The sequence below is a fragment of the Acinetobacter sp. 24-47-66 genome, from assembly GCF_056779755.1.
In genome coordinates this window covers 132,521-157,016 of sequence record NZ_JBWYIL010000001.1, presented here as the reverse complement: position 1 = coordinate 157,016, position 24,496 = coordinate 132,521, and the positions used below count along the sequence as shown (strand labels likewise).

22 protein-coding genes are annotated in these 24,496 nt (G+C 39.1%); 13 read left to right on the top strand and 9 right to left on the bottom strand.

What is annotated here, in order from left to right:
* The first annotated feature begins 38 nt into the window (after positions 1 to 38).
* The 3 genes from AC1M84_RS00725 to AC1M84_RS00715 all read left to right on the top strand — a co-directional run bounded on the left by AC1M84_RS00725 (position 39) and on the right by AC1M84_RS00715 (position 3,725).
* A complete protein-coding gene (locus tag AC1M84_RS00725) occupies positions 39 to 1,109 on the top strand; it encodes an OmpW/AlkL family protein (RefSeq protein ID WP_481594197.1) in 1,071 nt (356 codons plus the stop codon).
* Positions 1,110 to 1,269: 160 nt separating this feature from the next.
* Positions 1,270 to 2,370 carry an OmpW/AlkL family protein gene (locus AC1M84_RS00720; protein ID WP_481594344.1) on the top strand — a complete coding sequence of 367 codons (1,101 nt, stop codon included), beginning with the start codon at positions 1,270 to 1,272 and terminating at the stop codon, positions 2,368 to 2,370.
* Positions 2,371 to 2,510: 140 nt separating this feature from the next.
* Positions 2,511 to 3,725 carry an MFS transporter gene (locus AC1M84_RS00715; RefSeq protein WP_481594196.1) on the top strand — a complete coding sequence of 405 codons (1,215 nt, stop codon included), beginning with the start codon at positions 2,511 to 2,513 and terminating at the stop codon, positions 3,723 to 3,725.
* A gap of 128 nt (positions 3,726 to 3,853) precedes the next feature.
* On the opposite strand, the gene AC1M84_RS00710 is transcribed toward AC1M84_RS00715, so the two are convergent.
* Positions 3,854 to 4,780, bottom strand: a complete 927-nt coding sequence (locus AC1M84_RS00710) for a LysR substrate-binding domain-containing protein (protein WP_481594195.1) — start codon at positions 4,778 to 4,780, stop codon at positions 3,854 to 3,856.
* A gap of 100 nt (positions 4,781 to 4,880) precedes the next feature.
* Between AC1M84_RS00710 and AC1M84_RS00705 the strand changes: the two genes are divergently transcribed.
* A complete protein-coding gene (locus AC1M84_RS00705) occupies positions 4,881 to 5,744 on the top strand; it encodes a pirin family protein (RefSeq protein WP_481594194.1) in 864 nt (287 codons plus the stop codon).
* A gap of 123 nt (positions 5,745 to 5,867) precedes the next feature.
* Positions 5,868 to 7,073, top strand: a complete 1,206-nt coding sequence (gene chrA, locus AC1M84_RS00700; RefSeq protein ID WP_481594193.1) for a chromate efflux transporter — start codon at positions 5,868 to 5,870, stop codon at positions 7,071 to 7,073.
* Positions 7,074 to 7,145: 72 nt separating this feature from the next.
* Here the strand turns inward: chrA and sthA are convergent, their stop codons facing one another.
* Entirely contained in the window at positions 7,146 to 8,561 is a 1,416-nt protein-coding gene (gene sthA, locus AC1M84_RS00695; RefSeq protein WP_035265673.1) for a Si-specific NAD(P)(+) transhydrogenase, read from the bottom strand.
* 210 nt (positions 8,562 to 8,771) lie between these two features.
* Between sthA and lipA the strand changes: the two genes are divergently transcribed.
* The 4 genes from lipA (at position 8,772) to AC1M84_RS00675 (ending at position 14,417) form a co-directional block, all read left to right on the top strand.
* Positions 8,772 to 9,785 carry a lipoyl synthase gene (gene lipA, locus AC1M84_RS00690; RefSeq protein ID WP_035265671.1) on the top strand — a complete coding sequence of 338 codons (1,014 nt, stop codon included), beginning with the start codon at positions 8,772 to 8,774 and terminating at the stop codon, positions 9,783 to 9,785.
* A gap of 282 nt (positions 9,786 to 10,067) precedes the next feature.
* Positions 10,068 to 12,542, top strand: coding sequence for an acyl-CoA dehydrogenase (locus AC1M84_RS00685; RefSeq protein WP_481594192.1), 2,475 nt, complete (start codon positions 10,068 to 10,070; stop codon positions 12,540 to 12,542).
* Positions 12,543 to 12,801: 259 nt separating this feature from the next.
* Positions 12,802 to 13,983, top strand: a complete 1,182-nt coding sequence (locus tag AC1M84_RS00680; RefSeq protein WP_481594191.1) for a thiolase family protein — start codon at positions 12,802 to 12,804, stop codon at positions 13,981 to 13,983.
* 50 nt (positions 13,984 to 14,033) lie between these two features.
* On the top strand, positions 14,034 to 14,417 hold the full coding sequence (locus tag AC1M84_RS00675; protein ID WP_179998434.1) for a carboxymuconolactone decarboxylase family protein: 384 nt from the start codon (positions 14,034 to 14,036) through the stop codon (positions 14,415 to 14,417).
* Positions 14,418 to 14,488: 71 nt separating this feature from the next.
* Here the strand turns inward: AC1M84_RS00675 and AC1M84_RS00670 are convergent, their stop codons facing one another.
* The 7 genes from AC1M84_RS00670 to rutD all read right to left on the bottom strand — a co-directional run bounded on the left by AC1M84_RS00670 (position 14,489) and on the right by rutD (position 20,744).
* Positions 14,489 to 15,355 carry an NAD(P)-dependent oxidoreductase gene (locus AC1M84_RS00670; protein ID WP_481594190.1) on the bottom strand — a complete coding sequence of 289 codons (867 nt, stop codon included), beginning with the start codon at positions 15,353 to 15,355 and terminating at the stop codon, positions 14,489 to 14,491.
* Positions 15,356 to 15,368: 13 nt separating this feature from the next.
* Positions 15,369 to 16,739, bottom strand: a complete 1,371-nt coding sequence (gene rutG / locus AC1M84_RS00665; protein WP_481594189.1) for a pyrimidine utilization transport protein G — start codon at positions 16,737 to 16,739, stop codon at positions 15,369 to 15,371.
* A 28-nt stretch (positions 16,740 to 16,767) separates the two neighbouring features.
* On the bottom strand, positions 16,768 to 17,307 hold the full coding sequence (rutF, locus tag AC1M84_RS00660) for an NADH-dependent FMN reductase RutF (protein WP_481594188.1): 540 nt from the start codon (positions 17,305 to 17,307) through the stop codon (positions 16,768 to 16,770).
* 70 nt (positions 17,308 to 17,377) lie between these two features.
* Positions 17,378 to 17,758, bottom strand: coding sequence for a pyrimidine utilization protein C (gene rutC / locus AC1M84_RS00655; protein ID WP_035265663.1), 381 nt, complete (start codon positions 17,756 to 17,758; stop codon positions 17,378 to 17,380).
* Between the two features lie 33 nt (positions 17,759 to 17,791).
* Complete coding sequence (gene rutB / locus AC1M84_RS00650) at positions 17,792 to 18,541, bottom strand: pyrimidine utilization protein B (RefSeq protein WP_481594187.1); 750 nt, start codon at positions 18,539 to 18,541, stop codon at positions 17,792 to 17,794.
* On the bottom strand, positions 18,538 to 19,650 hold the full coding sequence (rutA, locus tag AC1M84_RS00645) for a pyrimidine utilization protein A (RefSeq protein WP_481594186.1): 1,113 nt from the start codon (positions 19,648 to 19,650) through the stop codon (positions 18,538 to 18,540). The genes rutB and rutA overlap by 4 nt, the downstream gene beginning before the upstream one ends.
* 299 nt (positions 19,651 to 19,949) lie before the next feature.
* Complete coding sequence (rutD, locus tag AC1M84_RS00640) at positions 19,950 to 20,744, bottom strand: pyrimidine utilization protein D (RefSeq protein WP_481594185.1); 795 nt, start codon at positions 20,742 to 20,744, stop codon at positions 19,950 to 19,952.
* Positions 20,745 to 20,907: 163 nt separating this feature from the next.
* Between rutD and AC1M84_RS00635 the strand changes: the two genes are divergently transcribed.
* From AC1M84_RS00635 to AC1M84_RS00620, 4 genes are all read left to right on the top strand, one after another.
* On the top strand, positions 20,908 to 21,261 hold the full coding sequence (locus AC1M84_RS00635) for a hypothetical protein (RefSeq protein WP_481594184.1): 354 nt from the start codon (positions 20,908 to 20,910) through the stop codon (positions 21,259 to 21,261).
* Positions 21,262 to 21,264: 3 nt separating this feature from the next.
* On the top strand, positions 21,265 to 23,043 hold the full coding sequence (locus AC1M84_RS00630; RefSeq protein WP_481594183.1) for a PepSY-associated TM helix domain-containing protein: 1,779 nt from the start codon (positions 21,265 to 21,267) through the stop codon (positions 23,041 to 23,043).
* A 5-nt stretch (positions 23,044 to 23,048) separates the two neighbouring features.
* Positions 23,049 to 23,387 carry a DUF3325 domain-containing protein gene (locus AC1M84_RS00625; protein ID WP_481594182.1) on the top strand — a complete coding sequence of 113 codons (339 nt, stop codon included), beginning with the start codon at positions 23,049 to 23,051 and terminating at the stop codon, positions 23,385 to 23,387.
* Between the two features lie 156 nt (positions 23,388 to 23,543).
* A complete protein-coding gene (locus AC1M84_RS00620; RefSeq protein WP_481594181.1) occupies positions 23,544 to 24,437 on the top strand; it encodes a LysR substrate-binding domain-containing protein in 894 nt (297 codons plus the stop codon).
* Positions 24,438 to 24,496 lie beyond the last annotated feature (59 nt).

Genomic DNA, 24,496 nt, shown 5'->3' with positions numbered 1-24,496 from the left:
AAAATGAACTAAAAATTGGACATGGAGTCCTTCAAACAATGAAGAAGTTTTTAGTTCCTACATTATTCGCAAGTTCATTCTTATCTTCTCTGAGTTATGCGGAGTCAGGATATTTCAGCCTTTCTGATGAGGGGTTTAAGCGCTTTTCAATTTCAGTGGGTGCATTACACGTAATGCCACAAGGTAAGGCCCAACCTTTTAATGTAAAAACAGTCATAAATGACAATTATGAATCAAAAGTTGGGGACATTAATGCTTCCACGGTAATCGATAACCTTGACCCAGATCGTAAACCAAATTATTTAGTAGAAGGTATTGTTAAATTAATTTCTGCTTTTCAAGGCAATGTCTCAGGGGCTATTAGTGGAAAATCCTATATTAATGGATTAGCTGAATGGGATAATCCGAATACTGGCTTGGAGGCTGATAAAGTTACAACAGTTGGCATCATGAGCAGTTATCACTTTACAGATAATTTGTCTGTGGAAATAAAAGGTGGAATTCCACCTAAAGTGGATATCAAAGGTATTGGAAATATTAAAGCCCCCTTCTCAGCTACTGCAGCACCCTTAGGTGGAATTGCGGGGAACTTAGACCTCAAAAATAATATTCATATTACTAATCTAGAACAATCTTCAAAAGCTGCTGAAGCTAGAGCATGGACCCCTGCTTTTGAATTACAATATCGTTTTGGTGAGACCGGGATTAATAAATTCCGCCCTTATGTTGGCGTTGGATTAATGTACGCTTATTTTAATGAGCTAAAAATGGATCCAGGTATTGAAAAAGATTTAGTCGCCGCTGGGCATATGATCCAAAATATTATTAATCAAAATGCTGGTGCAGCACTCGATAAGAAAGATACCAATGGAAAAATGAAAGTTAATTTAGAAGCAACTGATGTTTTTGCACCTATAGCTACAGTTGGATTCACCTACGACTTTAATGATACATGGTATGCAGTAGCATCTATTAGTTACGCCCACTTGCAGAATGAAACGAAGATCACAGTCGTCAATGAAAATACTGGACAAGAGTTAATCAACTCAAAAGCTGATATCGAGATTAACCCGATATTAGGCTATGCTGGGGTTGGCATGCGTTTCTAACGCATAGAGTAAGAAAAGAGGCAATTGCCTCTTTTTTTTGTAATCAAACAAAAACCAAACATAATTGGCAAATTATTACTACAATGTGTCTAAAAATAAATTTGATAATAAAAATACAAAAATAATCACTCTTTATTTACAGTTTTGGACATGGAGTTCCATAATGAAAAAAAAACTAGCTTACTTAGTTGCATCTATCAGTGCGTTAAGTTTTCCAGTCTTCAGTTATGCAGATTCACCTTATTTTAGTTTGAAAGATGGCGACGGCTTTAAACGTTTTTCTGTGTCAGTGGGTGCATTACATGTAATGCCTCAGGGTAAAGCTCAACCAATTAATATTAACACTGCTGTAGCCGAGGGTGAAAATACTCGCGTAGGTGATATCTCTATGAATTCAGTTATTGATAATTTAACTGAAGAAAATACAGGTTTAGCTGATTTAGTTAAATTTCTTGACAACTTAGGACTTAATCAATTACCTAGCCAGCTAAGCGGTACTGCTGATATCTATAATTTGTCACAGTGGAAAGCTGAAGGTACGGGTTTAGAAGCAGACGACGTCACAACACTTGGTATTATGACTAACTATTTTTTCACTGATAACATTTCTTTTGAAGTGAAAGCTGGCATTCCACCCAAAGTTGATATCCAAGGTAAAGGTCAAATTTATGCACCTTTTAAAGCTACTGCAAAACCAGAATTAGATCTTATTGATTCAATCCCTGGTGGTATTGCGCTTGGGGAAATGTACTTACAAAAAGATCTACCAATCACTGATTTATCAGCCCATGGTAAAGTTGCAGAAGCTCGTGCATGGACTCCAGCATTCGAATTCCAATACCATTTTGGTAAAACAGGCGTAAATAAATTTAGACCTTATGTAGGGCTTGGTTTGATGTATGCATACTTCAATGAATTGGAAATGAACTCCAACCTTGAAGCTGATCTAGTCGCTGCAGGTCATAAAATTGCGAACATCAAATTAGGTGAAGCTGGGAAAGCACTTGATGGAATTGAAAGTACTGCGAATCCTAAAGTTAAACTCGAAGCTAAAGATGCTTTCGCCCCTGTAGCTACTGCCGGTTTTACTTATGATTTCAACGATCGTTGGTTTGCAGTCGGGTCAATTTCCTATGCGCATCTTAAAGGTGAAACCACAATTACAGTAAACGATGCTGAACTTGGTGAATTAATCAATGCAAAATCAGATATCGAAATTAATCCGATTCTGGGATATGCCGGTATTGGTTATCGATTCTAATTTCCATCAGTCTTCATAAAGCGGCCAAGTGCCGCTTTATTCATTCTAATAACTAAATTTTATTGATTGATAAATTTTTATTCTGTCGTCATGATGCTACTGATCTTTTAAAATTACAAAAAATGCTAAGCGGATTGACCATGTCAGAAACCAAATTTTCAAAACCCCTCATCTTTATGCTCATTGGGAGTGCTTTTATTTTGGCACTCTCCTTAGGTGTCAGACATGGATTTGGCTTGTATTTAGTTCCAATGAGTCATGAGTTTAATTGGAATCATCAAGTTTTTAGTTTAGCAATTGCCTTTCAAAATTTATTATGGGGTGCTGTTCAACCCTTTACTGGAGCGCTAGCAGATAAATATGGGAGTAAAAAAGTCGTTGCCGTAGGCGGCGCTTTATATGCGATTGGACTTGTGATGATGGCATTTAGCTCAACAGGGCTTCTCATCAATCTTAGTCTAGGTTTAATCATTGGTTTGGCTTTATCAGCTACTTCATTTTCTGTTTTGCTCTCTGCTGTCGGACGTGCAGCGCACCCAAGTCGACGTAGTATGGCTATGGGTATTGCCAGCGCAGCAGGCTCTTTTGGGCAATTTATTATGTTGCCAACCACACTTTTACTCTTACAAAATTTTGGTTGGTCATCGGCGCTACTCATCACAGCGATTTTAATTGCATTAATTGTACCCTTGGCTTGGATGCTAAAAGCTCCAATGTATCAAGCGCCTCAAACAGTTGATGCGATCACTAAACCTTCTTTAAGTTTTAAACAAATACTCATAGTTGCCAAAAACCACAAACCTTTTATCTGGTTGGCATTAGGATTTTTAGTTTGTGGATTTCAGGTCGTATTTTTGGGCATTCATTTGCCGGGTTATTTAACTGACCATGGTTTTAGCACCACAACTGGTACTATGTTTTTAGCCTTGGTTGGGCTATTTAATATTGTTGGAACTTACACTGCTGGTTGGCTGGGTGATAAATATTCCAAACCTAAATTGCTCATGTGGTTATATGGACTACGTGGCATCGCCATCATTTTATTCCTTGCATTGCCACTCTCGATCTTTACGATTTATAGTTTTGCCATCATTATGGGGTTGTTATGGTTATCAACCGTTCCCCTTACCAATGGTATTGTTGCTAATATGTTTGGGGTTAAGTATCTCACCATGCTAAGTGGAATTGTATTTTTTACTCACCAAGTCGGTTCATTTTTTGGAGGATGGTTGGGTGGCTTAAATCATGATATGACAGGCAATTACAATATTATTTGGATGATGTGTATTGCGCTCAGTATCTTCGGTGTATTCATTCATTTATTTGTTAATGAGGAGAATGTCGTCAATGACTAATCGCTTCAATTTGCTCAACATCATCATATTTATCGGAGTCATCCTTCTGCTTAGTCTGTCGATTACTCTGTGGATGAACACTCCTGATTTATTTGCATATTTTAATCAAGCTTTTTGCGCACATTAATTCATATAATTTCATGGTTTTGACAGCTCAGTTTTTTAAATTCCTCAATCAAATAATCTAATAAACATCTCACGGCAGGCATCATGCCTTGTCGTGATGTATAGGCAACATGAATAACGCCACGAGGCAACTCCCATTCAGGGACTAATTCTACAAGAGTGCCTTGATTAAGCTCTTCATAAACAAACACTCTAGGTAATGATGCTATTCCAACACTGTTCAACACTGCAGATTTTATGGCAGCAAAATTATCAGTTTTGAGTCTTGGAAAGAATTCTATTTCTTGAAACTGATTAACTGTGTCAAATTTGGATTGAAATCTCCAAATCGATTTTGGGACATGAAAACCTATACTCGGAAGTTGTGCAAGGTTATCCAAATGGATAGGTTCATGAATCTGTTGAATTAATTCAGGCGTTGCCACTAACACATGTTGCCAAGCATCAAGCTCTCGTACAATCAAGTCGCTATCTTCAAGTGGTAAATTTCTCACCCTAACAGCCAAATCAATCCCCTCTTCTATGAGATCAATTTTACGATTTGTTGCGACCAGATGAACTTGAACACGTGGGTAATGTTGCATGAATTTAGCAATCATATTCCCCAATGGAAACTCAACCAAACCAATTGGGCACGAGATTCGAATTAAACCTGAAGGCTCGCTCGACAAACTTTGCTCTACAAAATTTTCTGCCGCCTCCACTTGATCCAAAATCTTAATACAATATTCAAAAAATTCTTGACCAACTGCGGTTACGGCAAACTTTCGTGTATTTCGTTGCAATAATCTTACGTGTAAACGGTTTTCTAAATCTGAAATATGACGAGATAACTTAGATTTTGTAATACCTAAAGCTTCACTCGCTTTAGTAAAACCTTGATATTTAACGACCTGCACAAAATAGTAGTAATCATTTAAATTTTGCATAATTGTTTCATTTTTGGAATTATCTGTTGAGAGAATCGCCCTGTAATCTCATCAATATACCTCAATATCATGATTAGAACGATATATAGAGGAATACAAAATGACACACGTTCAGAAAGTTTATACCAGCGATCGAAGCACGTGGGTGGGTGATGGTTTTCCAACAAACTCTATGTTACCCATGCATGAAATAGGAAATCATACCAGCCCATTCCTTGTAATGGGTTATACAGGTCAATATCGATTTTCTCCAAGTCACCACCAACGCGGTGTTGGTTTACACCCCCACCGTGGCTTTGAAACGGTGACGATTGTCTATGACGGCGAATTAGAGCATCGTGACTCAAAAGGCAATCATGGAAAAATTGGTCCAAACGAAGTGCAATGGATGACCGCAGGTAAAGGTATTCTGCATGAAGAACACCATTCAGAAGCTTTTGCAACAACTGGCGGAGTTTTGGATATGGTTCAACTTTGGGTAAATCTACCACAGCATGCAAAGATGACTGAGCCGAGATATCAGGAGTTGACTGAGCAAAACATTCCTGAAGTTTTATCTCACGATGAGCAAACCAAGATTCGTGTTATTGCTGGTCAATATCAAATCGGCTCAACTGTTTATCAAGGCCCAGCTCAAACATTTAGCAACATGAATGTTTATGACATTAGACTTAATCATAGAGCACACCTTCCATTAAATCTTATGCCAAACTGGAATCAACTGATTTTCATCCTTGATGGAGAAGTTGAGATTGATGGTCAGATCTATACAGCCATGCAAACGCTTTATCTTGATCCAACATCAACAGGGGTAGAAATATTTGCTCATCGTACGGCGAAAATTCTTTGCTTAAGTGGTGAACCATTGAATGAACCCATTGTTGCCCACGGTCCTTTCGTCATGAATACTCAGGAAGAAATCGTGCAAGCATTTGATGATTTCAGAAATGGAAATTTTGCTTAATTTAACACCCACAAGCCTTATCGTTTGATGATAAGGCTTACTTCTCATCACTCCTTCATTCATTTCAAATACTTGTCATAATCGCCTATTAGACTTAGTTCAAAAACATCGTACGATTACTAAATGAAATCAGATAATTTTCCTAAAGTTAGCTTATCAGCACTATTTTTTATTTTTCTTAAATTAGGATGTATTTCATTTGGTGGTCCTGCAGCGCATTTGGTGTTATTTCATCGCACTTTTGTTGATCGGCTCAAATGGCTAAGCTCTCATGAATATGGACAATTGGTCGCATTAACACAATTGTTGCCAGGTCCGACCAGTAGTCAAGTGGGGCTATCGATAGGATATTTATCCAAAGGATATTGGGGGGGCTTTATTGCTTGGTTAGGATTTACATTACCTGCCTTCATTCTAATGACTTCATTTGCTATTTTTGGTCAATATTTTTTTTCTGATGTACCTCTTGAACTCTTTCACGTCATCCATTTGATTGTAATAGCCGTCGTCATTTGGGCTTTTTTACAAATGTTCAAAAGCTTCTGTACTGAAATTTGGCAGTATGTCCTGATGCTGAGTTCTGCTTTTTTTATTTATTTTACACAGTGGAGCTATAGTCAAATTTTCTTAATTTTAGTGTCTGGATTCATTGGCTTAGCTTTTACGAAAAAAGGAAAATCTCAGCCATCACCGCACATCAAAACCACTCAGGCATATCAAAAGTATCATTATCTCTGGCTCATCCTGTTTATAGCTTTATTTATTATTTTTCCTGCGCTGCAATTTATCTATTCATCAAGCTTGCTTAGCAATCTAGAAAGCTTTTATCACACTGCTTCAATGGTTTTTGGGGGCGGTCATATCATCCTGCCACTCATGTATGAAGATTTTGTGCTTACTCAACACATCACTGCGGAACAATTTGACTTAGGCTATGCATTTGCTCAACTTATTCCAGGCCCTTTATTTAGCTTTGCAGGATACGTTGGCACATATTTAGGATTTACCGCATCGCCTTTACTTAACGCTGCGATTGCAACCAGTATAATTTTCCTGCCCTCATTTCTGCTTATTTTCGGCACGCTCCCTTATTGGTCAAAATGGGTCAAAAACAAAAAGATTGCAGCAGCCGTCGCTGCTATTAATGCAGCGGTCATCGGATTATTACTCTGTTTAATTGCTCAAATGGCTGAAAAACATCTACACTCAATTTATGATTTTATTTTTATCGGCATTGTCATTCTTTTACTGAGATCAAAAATCCCTGTCATCATCTCTTTATTAGCGAGCTTTGTTAGCTATGGAGCTTTATTGTATTTTGTGATTTAAAGATCAACCTTAAATGCAAAAAATAAAAAAACTCGCAAGCCTGAACTTGCGAGTTTTTATCATCAAGTCGCCTTAGAACAAACGATTCATCCCGTTTAACGTTGCTACACGATAAGCTTCAGCCATCGTTGGGTAGTTAAACGTTGTCTCAACAAAATACTTGATGGTGTTGTTCGGACTATTCATCACGGCTTGACCAATATGGATAATTTCAGAAGCATTATTACCGAAGCAATGCACACCTAAAATTTCTAAGGTTTCGCGATGGAATAAAATCTTTAACTCACCCACTGTATCACCCGTGATTTGTGCACGAGCGAGGTGACGGAAAGACGCCTGACCAACTTCATAAGGAATTTTTTCTTCAGTTAATTCCTGCTCAGTTTTACCAATTGATGAAATCTCTGGAATGGTATAAATACCAGTAGGGATATCAACCACGGGTTGGATACCTTGTTCACCGCTCATAATCGCGCCAGCACAACGACCTTGGTCATATGCAGCTGAAGCTAGAGACGGCCAACCAATCACATCACCCGCAGCATAAATGTTTTCAACTTCAGTTTGATACTGCTCGTTCACTGATAGTTGTCCACGGCTGTTTGGTTTGATACCAACATTTTCCAAGCCAAGACCATCTGTATTACCAGATCGACCATTACACCATAGAATTGCATCAGCTTTAATTTTCTTGCCGCTTTCAAGATGCAACACCACATGATCATCAAATGTTTCTAAGTGATCAATCTGCTCATTGTGGCGAATCAATACACCTTGTTCACGTAAGTGATATGACAATGCATCAGCAATTTCGTCATCTAAATAGCTCAGTAATTTATGCTGTGTATTAATCAAATCAACTTTGTGATCTAAGCCAATAAAGATAGATGCATATTCACAGCCAATGACACCAGCGCCATAAATAATGATTTTTTGAATTGAAAAATCTAGATCTAAGATTTTGTCAGAATCAAACACACGTGGGTGATTGAAATCTAGAATTGAAGGACGATATGGACGACTACCTGTGGCAATCACCAACTGTTTAAAAATAATCGTTTCTTTCACACCTTCAGGCGTGAAAATCACAACTGTATTCTGATCTTGGATATAAGCACGACCGTGGAAAATATCAATGCGGTTGCGGTCGTAAAAACGCGAGTGTGTATCTACTTGCTGTTGGATCACTTTATGCGCATTACGAAGCACTTGCTTCATGGTGAATTGTTTCCAATCACCCACTTTTTGGAACATTGGATCACGTTGATAACGGATAATGCTAGAAACCGTTTGACGTAAAGCTTTACTTGGAATAGTTCCTACATGAGTACAGTTACCACCAAGTTGTTCACGCATATCAACTACTGCAACGCGCTTGCCTGATTTGGCAAGTTTCATTGCCGCACCTTCACCAGCAGGGCCTGAACCTAAAACGACTGCATCATATTTGACAAAGGTTCCACTCACGACCTCTTTCTTACGCGGCATTCAATGCTCCTATACAATTATCTCTTCATTTATCTAACTTATATTATGACTGAAAATGCGCACATTTGCTGTATTTCAATACCATATATTGCTTGATAGCCACATTTATTTTATGAATATCGTTTTTGCCCAATTTATGCATAAATTCGCTATAATAAGAGACCTATTTTTAATATTTCCTCCCGTCACACATTAGTGGAATCGTTGAATATGTCAGAAAACCGTAAACCAGTACAGGGTGAAAAACTTCGTGGCGCTGAGAAAGTTGCACGTATTCCTGTAAAAGTGATTCCTACGGTTGAAGCACCTCGTAAACCAGACTGGATTCGCGTCAAAATGGCTGCACCAGAAGAGGTTCAACGCATTAAATCAACTTTACGTGAACAAAAATTACATACAGTGTGTGAAGAAGCTGCATGTCCAAACCTTCCTGAATGTTTTGGTGGTGGTACAGCAACTTTCATGATTATGGGTGACATTTGTACACGTCGTTGCCCATTTTGTGATGTGGCACATGGTCGTCCGAATGCATTAGACCCAGATGAACCGCGCCACATGGCTGAGACAATTGCAAACTTAGGTTTGAAATACGCTGTTATAACATCTGTAGACCGTGATGATCTACTCGATGGTGGAGCGCAACACTTTGTTGATTGTATTAAAGAAGCGCGTGCTTTAAGTCCTAATACATTATTGGAAATTTTAGTACCTGATTTCCGTGGTCGTATGGATGTTGCATTACGCATCATGACGGAATGTCCTCCAGATGTGTTTAACCACAACATTGAAACCGTACCACGCTTATACAAAGCAATGCGTCCGGGTTCAGACTATCAACACTCCTTAAATCTTCTTAAAATGTTTAAAGAATACTGCCCAGATATTCCAACTAAATGTGGCTTGATGGTGGGTATTGGTGAAACTGAAGAAGAAGTTCTCGCACTTCTTGATGACCTCAAAGCACACGATGTTGACTACGTAACGATTGGTCAATATTTACAACCATCGAAAGAACATGCACCAATTGATCGCTTCGTCACACCTGAAGAGTTCGAACGCTATACAGCACATGGGCAAAAATTAGGCTTTAAAAATATTTGGGCTGCACCTATGGTACGTTCAAGTTATTTTGCTGATCGTCAATACTATGGCGAACCAGTACCAGCAGTTCGTCGTAAAGCTGATCCTGCAAAGAAAATTACTGTTCAAACAATCGAAGCATAATTCTTCTTACTTTAAAGCCCTCGTATGAGGGCTTTTTTGTTTGTGGTTTTTATAATTCTCAATTACTTATTGACACATTTCTTATCTCTCTTCAGCTTGAATTTTGAATATTTTTCAAACAATCTTATCCAATATAAGTATTAATATGCGTCCGTTTTAGAACTCAACGCTTTCGTTTCACATTTCATGATCCAATATCGCTGTAGATCTGATGTTTGTGCTTTGATTAAATTTACTGTGGGTATTGGCTCCATGACCAAATCATAAATGGAGCAGTTCATAATGTTTTTTATACTCAGTTTAATTATTCTATTTATAACACTCTGGGCTATTTTTTATTTCGAATTCTCAAGAACTTCTGGGGCTATCACACTCACAGTCGTATCTATTTTAGTTGCGTTGATCAGCCCTTGGTCGCTGATACTCGGTATTCCTTTTATCCTAATTTCATTGATTGTCAGTATTGATACGTTAAGGATGAAATTTATTACACAACCTGCCTATAAAGCTCTAGCCAATGCAATGCCAACAATGAGTAGTACCGAGCGTGAAGCATTAGATGCAGGAACCAGTTGGTGGGAAAAAGAATTGTTTATGGGGGCACCAGACTGGAAGAAATTTGATCAGTATCCGTACCCCACACTGTCTGAAGAAGAACAATCATTTATCGATCATGAAGTCGAACAGCTCTGCCAGATGCTGGATGAATGGGATATTCACCATCATCGTAAAGACCTCCCTGAAGAAGTCTGGTCATTTATTAAATCCAAAGGTTTTCTGGGTTTAATTATCCCTAAAGAATACGGCGGTAAACAATTCAGCTCATTTGCGCAAAGCCGTATCATGAGTAAGATTGCCTCGCGCTCACTTACCACTGCTGTCAGTTGTATGGTGCCTAACTCTTTAGGTCCAGGAGAATTACTCTTACACTACGGTACTGAAGATCAAAAGAATCGTTATTTACCAGGTTTAGCAAAAGGTGAAGAAATTCCATGTTTTGGTTTAACAAGCCCTGAAGCAGGTTCAGATGCAGGTGCAATTCCTGACACAGGTGTGGTTTGTTATGGTCAATTTGAAGGACAAGAAGTTCTTGGCCTAAAAATGAATTTTTCCAAACGTTGGATTACACTTGCCCCTGTTGCTACGGTGGTCGGTTTAGCTTTCAAATTATATGACCCTGAAGGTTTACTAGGTGATAAAAACAAAACTGAATACGGAATCACATGTGCCCTATTACCAGCTGATCATGAAGGTGTGATTGTAGGAGCACGCCATAATCCAGGTTCGCCATTTATGAATGGTACCGTGGATGGTAAAGATGTCTTCATTCCGCTGGATTGGATTATTGGTGGTGTAGAAAATGCAGGTAAAGGCTGGCGTATGCTGATGGAATGTCTGGCAGTTGGCCGCGGTATTTCTCTTCCAGCACTATCAACAGCTGCAGGTGAAATGTGTTATTTAAATGTCGGCGCCTTTGCTCGTGTCCGTCAACAATTCAAAATTTCAGTCGGTAAATTCGAAGGTGTTCAAGAGGTTTCAAGTGATATCGCTAGCGATACCTATATGCTTGAAGCATTCCGTTACCTAGTGACTTGTGGCCTAAACCAAGGGGGTAAACCTGCAGTCATGACTGCAATGGCAAAATACTACGCAACTGAGACCATGCGTAAGATTGTTAATCATAGTATGGACATTGTGGGCGGGCGTGCTATCCAAATGGGTCCTCGTAACTTCTTGGCGCTCATGTACCAAGCGATCCCTGTTTCGATTACTGTTGAGGGTGCCAATATTCTGAGTCGTTCACTGATGATTTTTGGTCAAGGTTCGATGCGTTGTCATCCCTATTTATTTGAAGAATTACAACTTTTACAAGCCGAAAATAAAGATGCAGCCTTAAAAGAGTTTAATGACATTCTTTATAAGCATTTGGGTTATACATTTAATCGAACCGCTAAATCATTTGCTTATGGTTTTATAGGCGGATCAACAGAAGGTTCAGTAAAGGCTGATGATTTCAGTCGCCCTTACTACAAAACCATTAATCGTTTGAGTGCTAATTTTGCCTTAGTCGCAGACATGTGCTTAGGCCTCCTTGCAGGTGATATCAAACGCAAAGAAATGCTGTCTGGACGATTAGCAGATATGCATTCACACTTATTTATTGCGACTGCTATTCTTAAATTTTATGAAAATGGTCAACGTACTGAAGCTGAACAACTGCACGCTAAACTCGCACTTGAGAAAGCATTATATGCATCTCAAGAAGCGTTCTATGGTCTGTTTGATAACTTCCCTGTAAAAATTGCCGCAAGTTTAGTCAAACTTATTTGTTTCCCTTTTGGTCGTCCTATTACTCAACCATCAGATGCCTTGAAACTTAAATTAGGTGAACTAATTCTTCAGGAAAATGCTTTCCGCGATGAATTAAAAAAACATGTCTTCTATAGCACTGATTCCGATGATGTCAATGGACGCATGGAGTCTACATTCCAAATGTTGCTTCAAATTGAGGATTTATGGAATAAGTTTAAAAAGGCTGAATCTAAAGGCCAATTTACAGGTCTGACTTTCGAAGAGCATATTGAATCTGCTCTTAAGGAGAATTTCATCACTCAAGCTGAAGCAGATCAGTTGCTTACGTATAACGCTAAACGTTTTGACAGTATGTTGACTGATGTTTTCGATACTGAACTTAATCAAAGTTTAGAACTTGAGAACCCTCACGCTCAGGCGTTGTCACACTCTACACAACACTAGTCACTCAATTGCTTCTGAAAAAACGATCCTAAAGGGTCGTTTTTTATTTTTTATTCCACTTTTTATATTTCATTCCACTATGGTGTTATAGAAAACAACATCAAAATAAGCGAAATTAAATGAAAACAAAATAATGAATCTTTATTCATTTTTTTATGATAATGTGATTACAACTCATAAAATAGCTGTCATTAAATTTTAAACATATGAAATTGACACGCATTTGAATCATATAAACTACAGGACAAGGATCAACGCTATGAGTCAAGAAATCGTATTAGTTGCAGGTAGCCGTACCGCTATGGGTAGCTTTCAGGGAGGACTTTCAAGCTTAACAGCCCCGCAACTTGGTGCTGAAGTCATTAAAGCCGTACTTGACCAATCTAAGCTTGCTGCAGACCAACTAGATGAAGTGATTATGGGCTGTGTTTTACCTGCGGGATTAAAACAAGGCCCTGCTCGTCAAGCGATGCGAATTGCAGGTGTACCAGATCATGTAGGTGCAACAACGATCAATAAAATCTGTGGGTCTGGCATGAAAGCCGTGATGCAAGCTGCAGATGCCATTAAAGCTGGCTCGGCAAATATTATTGTCGCTGGCGGAATGGAATCCATGTCGAATGCACCTTATCTCATGGACAAAGCACGTTCTGGTTTCCGTATGGGACATGGCAAAGTGATTGATCACATGTTCCAAGAAGGTTTGGAAGATGCTGAAACTGGCTATTCAATGGGTATTCTTGCTCAAGAAATGGCAGATAAGAAAAACTACACACGTGAACAACAAGACGATTTCGCGATTCGCTCCTTAACTCGTGCTCAGAATGCGATTCAAAATAATTATTTCAAAAATGAAATCACCCCCGTTACAGTAAGTTCACGTAAAGGCGATGTCATCGTTGCCCAAGATGAAAATCCATTTACAGCAAAAATTGATAAAATTCCTACGCTACGCCCAGCATTTGCTAAAGACGGTACAATTACTGCAGCCAATGCCAGTTCAATTAGTGATGGTGCATCAGCATTTTTAGTGACTTCTGCTGAACTCGCAACAGCAAAGGGACTTTCAACTTTAGCAACGATTAAAGCTTACGCAACGCACTCTCAACACCCATCAGAATTTACCATCGCACCTGTTGGTGCAATAGAAAAAGTATTAAACAAAGCGGGCTGGACTGTTGAAGACGTGGATTTGTGGGAAATTAATGAAGCGTTTGCGATGGTGACCATGGCAGCGATCGATGCTTTTCATTTAGATCCTGAAAAAGTGAATATCCACGGTGGAGCTTGTGCACTCGGACATCCATTGGGGTCATCAGGTTCACGAATTATTTTGACTCTCATCCATGCATTAAAACGCTTAGGTAAAACAAAAGGTGTTGCCGCACTTTGCATTGGTGGTGGAGAAGCAACTGCGATTGCGATTGAAATCCCAGCTTAATATTTATGCTATAGCGCATCTCAGGATGCGCTTTTTTTATGAGGAAAAAAATGTCAAAACAAGATTATGAAAATGGTTTAAAAGTTCGTACCGAAGTGATGGGAGAAACTTTTGTCAAACGTGCACAAGACAATACTGTTCCATTTACTCAACCACTTCAAGATTGGATTAATGAGCATGCATGGGGTTCAACTTGGCAACGTGAAGGCGTTTTACCACGCAAGTATCGTTCGTTAATCACGATTGCATTTTTAACAGCCCAAAAAAGCCCAACAGAACTTAAAGGTCATGTACGTGGTGCTTTAAATAACGGCGCAACTGTTGAGGAAATCCAAGAGGTTCTTTTGCACAGCTTGCCGTACTGTGGTGCTCCAGCTACACAAGAAGCATTTAGAGCCGCGTTAGAAGTCATTAATGAATATCAACAAAGCTAATCTCATTGAGCATTCATAGATAAACCGCTTAATCTACATTAAGCGGTATTTAAGGTATTTGGACGCTAGATTTAACTTAATTCAATTTTAGATTGATGTTCAAGCACCTGAACCACAGCTGAAAAATCAGAATCTTGAGCTTTCACTTTTTCAATTTGCATATACTGATTTTGTATAAGTTGCATCGTTGGCAAATCCAAAGCTTGCTCTTGAATTAGATCGGTCGCAATTCCAATATCCTTTTGTAAAAGATCTAAGGCGAAGGTTTTTGGAAATGCACGACTCAAGACACGTTGCGCCATAATATTTTCAGACATTGAACTTTTACCACTAGAATGATTAATACAATTTAATGCACTATTCAAATCTACTCCTTTTGATTTTAATACCGTCAATCCTTCTGCAAGTGCCCATAGATGGGTTGCCATCAACGTATTATTCACCGCTTTAACAGCAAATCCAGAACCACTCTCCCCGACATATTCAATTAATCCTGCAAATGCCTGAATAATCGGTTTTGCACGCTTATAAGCATCGAAATCACCCCCAACCATTACCGTCAGTGTCCCTTTTTCAGCACCTATAGTTTGCCCAGAAACGGGGGCATCTAAATATTCAACACCATTAAATTTCAACTGATTTGCAAGTTTTAAAGCACTTATAGGTACACCACTGGTACAGTCGATCCATACGCTCCCCTTGACCGGAGGATTTTGAGCAATAAGCTGTTCGACATCTGCACTGGTGGGTAAGCAAGTGAAAATAAAATCTGCTTTCACTGCTTGATCGACAGAGGTCGCTTTAGTACCAAATGTTTGTGCATGTGCTTCTGCTTTTTCAAAATTACGGTTCCAAACTAAAACTTCAAATCCTAGTTTTGGTAAATGGCTCGCCATGTGCCATCCCATAGCACCTAAACCGATAAATGCAATTTTCATTTTTAATTTCACCTTAAATTTGAGTATTAGGGAGTGCCGTTGCTTCTGCTGAATGCGGTTTGTTTTCGAGCTCTACTGTTTGCGCATTTTTATCTTCGCGATTTAAGAAAAGATTCAATAAAATAGCCGCTAATGTTGCAGTCCCTATTCCACCCAAATCAAAATTGCCAATTTGTAAACTATAATTGCCTGTCCCCATAATTAAGGTGACAGCAGCAATCAACAGAGTACTGTTTTTGGTAAAATCTACGCGGTTGTCCACCCAAATTTTAGCACCGGCCACTGTAATCAGACCGAAAACAACAATCGAAGCTCCCCCTAATAATGCGACAGGAATCGTACTAATAACCGCGCCAAATTTTGGTGATAGTCCTAGCAAGATTGCAAATACGCCAGCAAATAAAAATATAGTGGTCGCATAAATTTTGGTTACCGCCATAACACCAATGTTCTCAGCATATGTTGTCATTCCTGTTCCACCGACTGATGCAGACAAGGTCGTACATACACCATCTGCAAAGAAACCTCGTCCCATATATGGTGAAAGATTACGTCCAGTCATTGCAGATACCGCTTTGAAATGTCCTAGATTCTCTGCAACTAAGATGATCGCTACGGGAGCAATAAGCAGCATGGCATTAAATTCAAACACTGGCGCATGAAAAGTAGGTAAACCGAACCAAGCTGCCTCACTGACTTTAGTAAAATCGATCGCTGTACCAAAACCCAAAACATTGGTGAGTAAAAAATAAATAAAGTAAGAAGCCACTAAGCCAATGAGCAATAACAATCTACGGATCATGCCCTTAGTAAATACGGCGATTACACTAATACAAATAATCGTGATTAGAGCCATCCATGAATCAAACTGATTAGCAGAGACACTTTTGATCGCCACTGGCGCTAAATGCAAACCAATGATCATCACAATTGCTCCAGTCACAATTGGTGGCATCAATTTTTCAATCCATGCTGTGCCAGTTTTCATCACGATCAAACCGATCAAGGCGTACAAAATACCGCATGCAATGGTACCGCCAAGTGCTAAGCCTAAGTTTGGATTTAAGCCAACACCGGTATAACCAGTGACTGCAATGACTGCTCCAATGAAAGCGAAGCTCGAACCTATATAGCTCGGCATACGCCCCCCAGTCATTAGGAAAAATAATATTGTCCCAATACCCGTAATAAACATTGTAAGATTCGGATCGAAACCCATCAGTAAAGGGGCAAGTACTGTTGCTCCAAACATTGCAAATGCATGCTGCAGCCCCAATACCATATTTTTACCTGGCGGCAAGTACTCATCTACTTGAACTGCGGTCGTGTCTAGATTTCCTTGGAAAGGTTTAAATTTTGGAAACCATGTTTCTTTTGTGCTCATCGACCTTCTCCTGATCAAGCATGCTGTTTTAGACCATTGGAACTGGCTCGCAATATGCGCGGTTAAAATACATGAGGGCTTTTTCACCCGCTTGCTGTTTCATCCCCTTTACATGGCAGAACAAAACATCATGACTGCCTACCGATAAACTTTGTACGACTTCACAATCAAAACTCACTAGCGCACCTTCTAAAATAGGTGCACCTGTGACTAATGTTGACCAGTCCCCCTTTTCGAAACGTTCTGCCATTGGAGTTTTACCCCCAAACACATTCGATAAATGCTTTTGACTACTGCTTAAAGTATTGACACACAAAACCTGATTACTTTTAAATGTTTCAAATACTGATGCTGAGCGATTTAGACATACCAGCAATGTTGGTGGCGTATCTGTCACACTACATACAGCTGAAGCTGTGAATCCAGCTTTTCCTGCTAGACCAGCTGTAGTAATGACATTGACAGCTGCACCTAAATTCGACATTCCTTGTCTAAAAACCTGTTGGTCAATGTTGAGTGTGGCACTCACTGCCTCGGGTAAATTGATTGATTTCACATTTGCACTCATAGTGTTCTCCATCCCTCATCGCCTAAGCAGTCAGTGAGGGACTCATAATAGGGTGATGAAAGCTTTCAAATTAAACATGAGCAATCGAAGCAATTTCGATGAGTGCATCAGGTTTGACTAATCCTGTTTGAACACAGTAACGAGCTGGTTCTGCATTCGGAAAATATTCGGCATATACTTCATTCATTGCAGCGTAGTTTGCCCAATCTGTCAGAAAAATATGGTTGAAAGTAATGTCCGACATTGTTCCGCCAGCAGTTTCGATGACCTTCTTTATTGTTTCAAGGACATGGCGTGTCTGTGCTGCTACGTCTCCAACATGAACTACATTGTTGTTTTCATCAAAAGGCAAAGTGCCTGAAACATAGACAATGTTGTCTGCTTTAGTTGCTGGCGAATACGGTGCGAGTGGCTTACCTGAACCCACTGGAATAATGACTTCTTTTGACATGACTTATTTCCTAATTTTAAAATTTATAAATATCTATGCGCTTTCAGCGAGTGTTGGTTGATCAGCAAAACTACTGACAAAACTTTCTGTATCCGACACCCATCCAAAGAAGGTTTTTATGTTGTACATACTTGCGACATGGGCTTCTTTTGGCCCTGCTTGATGACAGGCATCGTCTAAAGCCACGCCAAAATATTCTAGAAAGAAGCCATCTCTGAGCGTCGATTCAACACATACATTGGTCGCGATACCGACAAAAACCAAATTACGAATTCCACGAACTCTAAGCATGCTGTCTAGCGCTGTGTTAAAGAATCCACTATAACGAGGCTTTTCAATCACAATATCTTGAGGAGCTGGCACCAACTCATCAATCAACTCAAAATCCCAATCCCCTTTTGCTAACAATTTGCCTTGTAGCTCAGGACGCTTCCGCATGGTCTTCAGTGCATTTGATTTGTGAAAGTTTGGTGAATCAATACCACCTGCTTCACGATATTGATTATCCCAACCGTTTTTGAAATAGATCACTTGAATACCAGCATCATGTGCTACAGAAACTGCCTTTTTAATATTTTCAACCACAGGTTTTGTCGTCGACACATCAAACCCAGCAAGATCTAAATAACCACCTTTTGACGTATACGCATTTTGCATATCAATCACGATTAATGCTGTTTGCTCTGGTGCAAGCACAATATTTTCCGGTTCGGCTTTGAGTTTTACACCCGTACCCGCTTGTGCAGTAAATCCAGCTTCAACGGTATTTTCTAAATGACTCATGCGATTTTCTCCAACACAGGTTCTGAACTCATTCCTTCAACCACAACATGTTCACGACATTTCATAAGCGGCTGAATCCGCTGTCCAAAACTTTCAACACCTTCAACAAAATCATCAAATGTCAGTAATATGCCTTCAGTTCCTTTTACCTCACTAATCTCATCTAGCATTTTTGCGATAGTTTCGTAAGAACCAACCAACGTCCCCATATTGATGTTGACTGGTGATACTGATGAAGCCATTTGACGAATATTAGTATCTGCACCAGATTTAGTATCTTTTCCGCCTTGATTCATTAACCAGTTGATCGCTTCAATATCAGCGCCATCGTTGTAATGTTGCCACTTCGCCATCGCTTCTTCGTCTGTTTCAGCAGCGATAATCATGAACAAAACGTAGGTTTGAACATCACGACCCGTAATATCTGTTTTTGTTTTTAAACGATCGTTGATTTCTGCATATGCTATTGGTGTATTAAGCCCTTTACCAAAAACAAAATTGTAATCAGCGTGTTGAGCAGAAAATTCCAAACCTGTATCCGATTGACCAGCACAGATAATTTTCATCTCTGCTTGCGGGCGTGGGCTAACTCGGCAATCATCCATTTGGAAATGGTCACCTTTAAAATCAGATTTACCTGTTGCCCATAATTCACGCAGAATTTGTACGTATTCAGATAAGTATTCGTAACGCTTTCCGAAATATTCATCACCGGGCCACATGCCCATTTGGGTATATTCTGGCGCTTGCCAACCTGTGACGACATTTAGGCCGAAACGACCATTCGAAATTGAATCAATCGTAGATGCCATGCGTGCAACTATGGCAGGCGGCATCACTAACGTCGCAGCTGTTGCATAAATTTTTATTTTGCTAGTGACTGCAGCAAGACCCGCCATAAGCGTAAAAGTTTCTAAGTTGTGATCCCAAAACTCAGTTTTACCGCCGAAACCACGCAGCTTGATCATAGACAATGCAAAGTCAAAACCGTAATGCTCTGCGCGTTGGACAATTTTTTTATTTAACTCAAAACTTGGTTTGTATTGAGGAGCATTTTCTGAGAGTAACCAGCCATTATTTCCGATCGGACAAAAGACACCAATTTTCATATCTAACACTCCTAATTTAACGATCAGTTAAATTTGATTTAGTAGGATTAAGCTTTCGAGCTTGTATTAGATATTTAGCAAATGATGTGCCAATTATTATTTTATTATATATTACAACAACTTAATAATTTTATATTTTACCTTATGATAAATTAATCACATAATCCTAATACCCATTACTCCTACACAACGTCATAAAAAAGTGCATAAGATGTTCCAAAAAATACCATTTGGTAAAATAATTAAAAAACCACGATCTCAATCGTGGTTTTTTATAAGCAATTGAAAAGTTTCAAATGCTAGAGTGTTCGAAGAAATTGAAAAAGTGCCTGATTAGTGATATTTGGCTCAGTCACAGTAGAAGCATGTGCACCTACATCAAAAATTGAGCATTTTGCATGTACAAAATTTTTCTGAAGATCAAGAGTCTTATGTACTGGAACCAAGAAATCATCACGATTTGCAATCAAGTGAATTGGAGTTCGTTGAAGTGCGGTGATATGTTCATTCGTTATTTTAAATTCCTTTAAAGCCTTCAGACGTCTCAGTACATTCTCTTTTGGTGGAAAGTTTCGGAGTTGATTATTTTCTGCTTGTTGTATTTGATCGATATTAACAGAGATCCATACAGGTGGATAAAGAAATAATGCTTGAGCTCTAACATATGCCTCTGCACCAGCATTTTGTAATAACGATTCTCGAGCTTCAAAACATTTGAGCGTATGTGGATCTAGTGAGTCCCACGCATTAATACTAGTCAAACTCAACATTTCCAATTTTGTATTTTGAATTAAAACGGCTAACTCCGCTCCAATATGCCCACCTAAAGCATGACCGATAAAATGGAATTCATCGATCTTTAGATCCTCTAAAATCTGTATCACTTGTATTGCCATATCGGTCATTGAATAAGTTGGTGCTAGTAATGCAGCATCTGCATGACATCCTTCTTGATCATATGTAATAACATGAAAAAATCGAGTCAATATATCTAATTGTGGATGCCAAAAATGTCCATGTCCTCCTAACCCTGAAGATAACAACACAAATTGAGCATCAGGATTAGCTTTGCAGTAAAAAACTTGATACGTCATAAATTTTACCTATCGATAAAAAATAACTACAACGCTGCAATTAACATGCCCAAGCTAATTCAATTAAAAATTTATTTCTAAAATGCTAAATTTATAATTCTAAAGATAAACAATAATTGTTATCATTTACAATAATTACATACACTCACACTTTCTTACTTTTATGAACAGTACAGAATTCGAACTACCAGGCGAGTTAACACTTGGGAATCAAGTAAAAAAAACTTGTAAGACTACTAAATCAGTTTCTATCAGTTATCGCCTGATGGTGCTCTATCGTTTTTTATTGGCGGGTATTGGAGGTTATTTGCTTGCATCCCTCTCTGCTATCGTGATTGCACAAACATTTAGCACATATCAATCTAGCGCAGCGATGTCAGCAACGCTCATTGCTTTCTGTTTACAGTGTGCAGCGTTTATTTGGGTTTTTATGGTTCACAAAACCAGAAAAGCTACATTGGGCATCGTCTTACCTAGCCTTGCTTTATTTCTCATCTATAAAATCATGGGGAACTAATTCATGAGAAGTGATGCCAAAGCTGAAGGCCCACGCCAGTCTATGTCATGGTTACATACTTGGGCTAGTTTGATACTAGGATGGTTGCTGTATGCCATCTTTGTAACTGGTACTTTGAGTTTTTTCCAAGCAGAAATCAGTACATGGATGAAGCCCGAGTATCACCAATCGATTCCAAGCCAATCTCAACTCGAGCAGACGCAAGTGGCTCTGCAATATTTGCAGAATAATCATGCTGATGCAGGGAGCTGGGGAATTCAATTACCCAATGCTCGTCAAAATTACACCACACTGAATATCCGGAGTGTCGGAGAAGATCCCAATGCTCGTCGCGGTGGTAAACGTGTGACGATTGACAGTGCCACAGGTGAAGTATTAGAAGCCCGTGAAACCCGTGGGGGTAGTTTTCTGTATCGTTTCCATTTTGAATTATACGGAATGCCACGTATATGGTCACGTTGGATTGTGGGCATAGCAACCATGTTTATGCTTGTTGCAATTATTAGTGGCATCATCACCCATAAGAAAATCCTTAAAGATTTCTTTACCTTTAGAACAGGTAAAGGACAGCGTTCTTGGTTAGACGCACATAATGCAACAGCTGTATTCGCACTTCCCTTTCATATCATGATCACTTTTAGTGGTTTACTTTTATTATTGTTTACCATCATGCCGTGGGGGGTACAGCAAATTTATGACAATCGTGGCGCCTTTCTACAAGACCAACGAAAATCCTTAATTCAAAAACCAGCAGAACCACAAGGGCAGACTCGTACTGATCAACCGCAAGGAAATCAGCGCTCGATGATGAATGCGCGTACAGAAATTGAGGCTCGTGGTACGCAGTCAGCATCAAATGAACATACTAACAAAATGGATGGTGAGAGAAAGAATCGAGGTGAAAGTCGACGTACGCGCAACCAAGATCGAAAAGCTGAACCTGCACCACTTACAGATATTGCTCCGATCCTCACTCAAGCTGAAGCGAAGTGGAAAAACAATCCGATTGGTTCGATCACAATTAAAGCACCAAATACATCGAAGGCGACCATTGAGTTACGTGCTTTACACGGCGCAAGTATCGCTCATCGTGGCGTATATGAAACTTTAGACTTCAATGGTGTGACAGGTCAAAACATTACAGATGATTCCACTCAACTCAAAAATCCTTCTATTCCCAATGGCATTTACAATGTTGCCACTGTTCTACATGAAGCACGAGGAGTTGATTTAGCCTTACGTTGGATACTCTTTTTTTCCGGTATCGTTGGCTCGCTAATGGTCGCAACAGGATTAATTTTATGGTGCGTCAAACGTGCACCTCAACAAGCGAAACAAGGTTATAAATCCTTTGGGTATCGTACGGTCGAGATTACCAACATCGCTGCGATTATCGGCTTACCTATTGCTTGTGCAGCTTATTTTTATGCAAACCGTTTTATCCCTGCCAACATGGAAATGCGTTTAAACTGGGAAATCCGTACATTCTTTATTGTGTGGCTCTTCACACTTGTTTATGCTGTTTTTCGCACCCATCGCCAAGCTTGGCTTGAATTACTGGGTCTCGCTACCCTGCTTTTCGCTTTACTTCCGCTTGTAAACTTTATCACAGGTGGTCAACCTTTATGGCGTTCTATAGCTCACGGTCAATGGGTTATCGCTTCGTTCGATCTGGCGATGCTAGTTTTAGCAGTGGTTTTTTATTTTGCACTTTACAAAGTTCAAAATCATCAAGGAACTCCATTAAAAAAGAGTCAAGTTTTACCTAAGGTAGAGGGGTAATCACCATGAGCTTTTTTCTCCTCATTTGGGCAGTTTGTACTTTAGGTTTTATAGGTTTAGCCAGTGCAATGCAAAAGCATCAAAAACAAATTTATGGTCAAACATTGAGTGCTAAACACCAGAAAATAGCCTCAATGGTTGGATGGGGATTCCTGTCGTTAGGGCTTATCCTCTGCATGAGCAAAGGACAAGTCAGTAATATGATGAGTTATTGGATTGGTGTACTGACATTCGCTGCGCTTTTTGTTGCACTTTGTCTGACCTATTTTGAGTCACAAATGAAAAAAATCATTTTGGGCGTATCCTTTATTGGATTCATCAGCTTGATCTTCCTCATCATTTAAATACTCTACTTGATAAAAAAACCGACCCATATTTCATTTCAATATGGGTCGGTTTTATTCTTCTTAGATTAGCTTTAAACGTGAATCACGCTGAAGTTCTAGCAAATCAAACGTATAATGAGCCTCATTTATTATGGCGGTTAAGGATCGGTACGCATGGAACTTCGACATTTGAAATATTTCGTCTCAGTTGCCGAAGAACTTAATTTTACGCGTGCTGCAGAAAAACTTTTTATAGCGCAGCCCTCTTTAAGTCAGCAAATTAAAGATCTTGAAGCGGAATTAGGTACATCCCTGCTGATTCGTAAAAGCAGAAGCTTATCGCTCACAGAGGAAGGAAAAACTTTTTTAAAAGATGCTCGACATATATTGAAACTTGCTCAAGACGCCAAACACAAGATTCAAATTATGGCGAATACCAAGAAAAACAAATTAAATATTGGCTTTTTACCTGTGGCAGAAATGAAAATTTTTCCCTATGTCATGCCTATTATTCGTGCACAACAGCCTGATTTAGATATTCAATTTCATAGTTTGAGCTGTGTACATCAAATCCAAGCACTTCGTGATCAAAAAATTGATGTCGCATTCACTCGCCAATGTATCGATGATGAGCATATTGCCTCTATCGAATTGTTCAGTGAGCCTCTGATCTTGCTGATTCCTCGTCATTCAGCCCATGCGCATTTAGACTGTATTTCAAAACAGGATTTAATTGCCCAAAAATTTATCATGAGCGAGGAAACTGCCTCACCGATCTTATTCCAAAAAATTCAGAAAATTTTTGAAACCCTGAATACATCTATTCAAGTTGCTCAATACTCGAGTAACATTTTAATGAATATTAATCTTGTAGCGATGCAAGTCGGTTGGACCATTGTTCCAAAATATGTTGAAAGCTTGCTCAGTGAAAATGTCTTAATTAAGTCAACTGAAATCGATTTACCGAATATCAGCTTATATTTGAGTTTCAGAAAACAAGATCAAAGTAAGCATTTGCAAACTGTGAAAAATATTCTAAGCCAACACTTTCATTGTCATATTTTTTAAAACTTTGAACGCTATTTTAAAAATAAAAAACCTGCAAATTTGCAGGTTTTCTTTTAGAT